The sequence below is a fragment of the Laceyella sediminis genome, assembly GCF_003003125.1.
In the GTDB taxonomy this organism is placed as follows: Bacteria; Bacillota; Bacilli; order Thermoactinomycetales; family Thermoactinomycetaceae; genus Laceyella; species Laceyella tengchongensis.
In genome coordinates, this window is the sequence record NZ_PVTZ01000028.1 from 1 (window position 1) to 5,262 (window position 5,262).

5 protein-coding genes and 1 rRNA gene are annotated in these 5,262 nt (G+C 49.6%); 1 reads left to right on the forward strand and 5 read right to left on the reverse strand.

The annotated features are described in order from the left end of the window. Window positions 1–182, forward strand: a 182-nt coding sequence (locus CLV36_RS17565; RefSeq protein ID WP_219904928.1) for a hypothetical protein, incomplete at its 5' end; no start/stop codon positions are given. A gap of 81 nt (window positions 183–263) precedes the next feature. On the opposite strand, the gene CLV36_RS16620 is transcribed toward CLV36_RS17565, so the two are convergent. The 5 genes from CLV36_RS16620 to CLV36_RS16640 all read right to left on the reverse strand — a co-directional run. Then, window positions 264–1,910, reverse strand: coding sequence for a glycerol-3-phosphate dehydrogenase/oxidase (locus CLV36_RS16620; protein ID WP_106343388.1), 1,647 nt, complete (start codon window positions 1,908–1,910; stop codon window positions 264–266). Between the two features lie 121 nt (window positions 1,911–2,031). Then, window positions 2,032–3,525, reverse strand: a complete 1,494-nt coding sequence (glpK, locus tag CLV36_RS16625) for a glycerol kinase GlpK (protein WP_106343389.1) — start codon at window positions 3,523–3,525, stop codon at window positions 2,032–2,034. A 23-nt stretch (window positions 3,526–3,548) separates the two neighbouring features. Further along, window positions 3,549–4,259, reverse strand: coding sequence for an MIP/aquaporin family protein (locus CLV36_RS16630; RefSeq protein WP_106343390.1), 711 nt, complete (start codon window positions 4,257–4,259; stop codon window positions 3,549–3,551). A 181-nt stretch (window positions 4,260–4,440) separates the two neighbouring features. Further along, the gene (locus CLV36_RS16635) at window positions 4,441–4,998 is read right to left on the reverse strand and encodes a glycerol-3-phosphate responsive antiterminator (RefSeq protein WP_106343391.1); all 558 of its coding nucleotides are present in this window, start codon (window positions 4,996–4,998) and stop codon (window positions 4,441–4,443) included. Between the two features lie 183 nt (window positions 4,999–5,181). Then, window positions 5,182–5,262 (reverse strand): 16S ribosomal RNA (locus CLV36_RS16640); the annotation flags it as partial.

The window sequence follows — 5,262 nt, forward strand, 5'->3', positions numbered from 1 at the left end:
CTATGCCGCTCGGTATCTCCTCGGTGATTTGCAACATCGACGATCAAAGAAGGATCTCCTTCTTAACCTCGTTGCTTTATTCCATATCTAATTTTCAAGGTGCGTTTCTTTTTGATCACCGCATCGCGGCGACAATTAATAATGTACCACGGCTCAAAAATAAATGCAACCCTTTTTTATAAAAAAATCTCCCTCATCATGTGATAAGGGAGATTGACCATGTGAATACTGCACCATCGCAGCCATTCGCATTACTTGGCACCTTAGTCGGAAACCACTTCCGTGACATAGCTGATTTCTTGCTCCAGCTCCTGCTCCCGACGCATACGAGTCTGCTCATCCCATGCACAGTGATCAGCCATCAAGTCAACCACTCCTGCTTGCCAGCGTTTAACCCAGGCGATGTCAAACAGCATCGCACCCGTGCGGCGCAACAGATAGTCCACAGGCGTTTGAACCATTTCATGTTGTAACCCATACATGAGGGAAGCATACAATTCAATCGGAATGCCATATCGCTTTGCTGCCGCTTTGCCATCAGCCGTTGACCATTGGTAGACATGATCCACATTGGAACCGTACAACCGGGTCAACCATTCCGCTTGCTGTTCAGAAAAGCCCAGTTCCACGCCTTGTTTGGTTTTTTCTTTCACAAACGCTTCAAAGCCGGCAGATCCGCCCACGTCCCCTCCGGAAATCGGAATGCGATCCGTGTGGCACGTAGCAAATGTTTTCCCTGTTTCCTGTTGCAGTTCTTTTGCAACCAGGTTAACCACCTTCTCAGCCATTTTGCGATAGCCAGTGAGCTTACCTCCCGCAATGGTGATTAAACCAGATTTGGAATGGAAGATTTCATCCTTACGCGAGATCTCTGACGGGGATTTCCCTTCTTCATGAATCAGAGGACGAACGCCAGCCCAAAATGTCTCCACATCGGCTTGGGTCAATTTAACTTCTGGAAACATGCTGTTAACAGCAGATATTAGGTAATCCCGGTCTGTTTCTGTCACGCGGGGATGGACGAGATCATCCCGATAGTCTGTGTCTGTCGTCCCGATATAGGTTTTGCCGTCGCGCGGAATGGCAAACACCATCCGCCCATCCTCCGTATCGAAGTAAATAGCTTGCCGCAATGGAAAACGGCTACCATCCACCACAATGTGAACCCCTTTGGTCCAGTGTAGCGTTTTTCCGTGTTTGGACCCATCCATCTCCCTCAACTCATCTACCCAAGGGCCGGTGGCATTGACGATCTTTTTGGCACGGAGGGTATATTCTTCCCCCGATATCTGATCCCGCACTTTGACTCCGTTCACTTTGCCGTTTTCATACAGGAGTTCGGTCACTTTCACATAGTTGAACACTTCGGCGCCGTATTCGACAGCCTTTTTCATCACTTCCAGCGTCAATCGGGCGTCATCCGTACGATACTCTACATAATAACCAGAGCCTTTCAACCCTTCTTTACGCAACAACGGCTCTTTGCGCAAGGTCTCCTCTTTGTTCAACATCTGGCGCCGCTCACTTTTCTTCACGCCAGCCAACCGGTCATAAACAGCCAAGCCGACGGAGCTGGCCAATTTGCCGTATGTGCCACCCTTGATGATCGGTAGCATCATCCATTCGGGAGTGGTGACATGCGGTCCGTTCTCGTACACAATGGCCCGTTCTTTTCCCACTTCGGCCACCAATTGCACTTCCAGTTGCTTCAGGTAGCGCAGGCCCCCGTGCACCAGTTTGGTTGACCGGCTAGATGTACCGGCGCCGAAATCCTGCATCTCTACCAATACCGTGTTGATACCGCGCGATTGCGCGTCAAGGGCGATCCCCGCACCAGTGATTCCCCCACCAATCACCAGCAATTCCACTTCATCTTTGATCGCGCTCAACCGCTCTTGTCTGCCGTTCATGATTGATCCTCCTTTGTGATAAATAAAAAAACCACATAATCCCTTATGCTGTTTAGCGCATAAGGGTATGTGGTTTGTCTCCATATCTCCATAACCTATTAACTTGTGCTCATTCACGTGGTTACGGCTTGAAAGCCCGTGTGGCTTCAACCGCTTGTACCCATCCATTGTATAACTTTTTCCGCTCTTTGTCATCCATTTGGCTAACAAAGATTTCATCCCGGTGCCAGTGGCGGGCGATTTCGTTTTTGTCTGCCCAATATCCGACAGCCAATCCTGCCAAATAGGCAGCACCCAGCGCCGTGGTCTCCAACACGGTAGGCCGCTCAACGGGCACGCCCAAAATATCACTTTGAAACTGCATTAAGAAACGGTTGGCGGTAGCTCCCCCATCCACACGCAGCTTTTTCAGTTGGATTTCGGAATCTTGTTCCATTACCGCCAGCACATCTTTGGTTTGGTACGCCAACGACTCCAGCGTCGCCCGAGTGAAGTGGGCGTCGGTCGTACCGCGGGTCAACCCGAACACAGCGCCACGGGCATCCTGATCCCAATAAGGCGTTCCCAATCCGACGAACGCAGGAACGACATATACTCCGTCAGTGGAATCCACTTGGGTCGCCAACGCTTCAGATTCGGCGGCAGTCTTGATCATTTTCAATCCGTCGCGCAACCACTGCACCGCGGAACCCGCGATGAAAATGCTTCCTTCAAGCGCATACTCCACTTTTCCATCCAAGCCCCAAGCAATGGTTGTGAGCAAACCATGTTTGGACGGTACCGCTTTCTCCCCAGTGTTCATCAACATGAAGCAACCTGTGCCATAAGTGTTTTTGGCCATGCCCTGTTCAAAGCACGCTTGGCCGAATAACGCCGCTTGCTGGTCACCCGCAATTCCCGCGATCGGAATTTCAGCATCCAACACACCCTTGGCCGTCTTGGCAACCACCCCGGAAGACGGACGAACCTCTGGTAGCATGGATGCTGGTACGGTCAAAATGTCGAGCAATTCTTCATCCCATTTCAGCTCATAGATGTTGTACATCAACGTCCGCGAAGCATTGGTGTAATCTGTGACATGCACTTGACCACCAGTCAACTTCCAGATCAACCAGGTATCGATGGTGCCAAACAACAAGTCGCCACGTTCCGCTTTTTCTCTCGCACCTTCCACATGATCCAAAATCCATTTCACTTTGGTCCCAGAAAAATACGCATCGATCAGCAAACCAGTCTTGCTACGAAACAGGTCATTCCATCCTTGAGCAACCAATTCATCGCAAATGGCCGAAGTTTGTCTGGATTGCCACACAATCGCGGAGTGAACAGGCTTACCCGTATGCCGATCCCACACCACGGTTGTTTCGCGTTGGTTGGTGATGCCAAGCGCAGCGATTTGACTGGCTGTAATGCCTGCTTCTTTCATCGCTTGATTCAAAACGCTATGCACCGATTCCCAAATTTCTTCCGCATCATGTTCCACCCAGCCCGGCTGCGGAAAGTATTGTGTGAATTCCTGTTGGGCAATCGTTACGATGTGACCCTTATGGTCAAATAGAATCGCCCGGGAGCTTGTCGTCCCTTGGTCAATCGCCAGTATATATTGGTTAGACATATCCTCTCACCCTTTCTCTGGTATCAATACACATATCCGTAAAGCAACGCGGCCAATACCGCTCCGATTACCGGCCCGACAACCGGAATCCAAGCATAACCCCATTGGGACGATCCCTTGCCCGGAATCGGCAAAATGGCGTGAGCCAACCGCGGCCCCAAGTCTCTGGCAGGATTGATAGCATAACCGGTCGTTCCACCGAGCGACATACCGATCGCCACAATCAAAAAGCCCACAATCAAGGTTTTCAACCCGTCTGCAAACACCACACCTTCTCCGCCCATGGCAAGCAACGCAAATACTAACACAAATGTACCGATGATTTCACTCAACAAATTTGAAGGCGTGTGCTTAATAGCAGGAGCTGTTGCAAAGACGGCCAACTTATCATCTTGACTCTCCGTTTTAGACCAGTGGGGATAATAGTGCAACCACACCAACACCGCTCCCAAAAAGGCCCCTAACATTTGGGCGACAATCATACTACCCACTTCCACCCATGCCAGCTTCCCAGCTACGGCAAAGGCGATGGTCAAGGCAGGATTCAAATACGCCCCGCTGATATGACCAACCATGTACGCAGCCACCATAACGGCCAAACCCCAACCCAGCGTAATGACAACCCAACCGGCTTGGTAGGCTTTAGACCGCTGCAACACGACGCCGGCCACAACTCCGTTCCCCAACAAGATTAACATCATCGTTCCTAGCAACTCAGCGGTAAAGTGAGACATCCTATTCCTCCTTTGCTCAAATGAGTACCAAAAAAGAGTCACCAAGCTTCCCCCTCGTTCCATCGAACCAGGGGCCTCAGTGACTCTCATCGACTCATGTCAGCTATGAACTTAATCCCAAGCATATTTGGAAGCGCTATCAACACCATTGTAAATAATTATCACATAAATTTCAATACTTTCATTTAACATGCCACAATTTTTTATTCGACGACGTGATGGCAACTGCTCCCGCTTCCAACGCCGATTCAAGCTCCTGTTTGGTGCGGATCAAGCCCCCAGCCAGAATCGGAATCTTGGTGATCTCCGCCACTTCTTTAATCACATGGGGAATGATTCCAGGGAGCACTTCGATGTAATCCGGTTGAGACAATTGCAACAATCGGTAACTGGTTTCCAAGGCATGGGTATCCAGCAGAAATACGCGCTGAATGGCAATAATTTTTCGTTTTTTGGCAACTTGCACCACCGGCGTACGGGTAGAAATCAGCCCCGCTGGCTTAACCATTTGACAAAGAAACTCAGCCGCATATTCGTCATTTTTGAGCCCTTGGATCAAATCGACGTGCAGAATTACTTTCTTCTGATGTTGATGGGCTAATCTCATCAAGGGAGGCAATTGTGCGAGGTGGCAATCCAACATCACGATATACTCATACGAACTTTCCAACAGCTTTTCAAAGTCCTTCACACTTTTGGCGGCCGGCAAAAGCCTTTGATTTTGAAAATGAGTCTTCATCCCATTCTTCCTTTCCATCATTAAAGCGTTATCCGATTCACCCATGATAACACAAACATATGGAAAAATTAAAAGCCCCTTCACACTTTGGTGAAGGGGCTCCCGTTGTTCCCTGAAAACTAAAGAGTGAGTGTCACGTGACCCAAGAAAATGATCGATTATGCTCTAAAAAGAGCTCCTTAGAAAGGAGGTGATCCATCCCCACCTTCCGGTAGGGATACCTTGTTACGACTTCACCCCAATCATCTGCCCCACCTTCGGCGG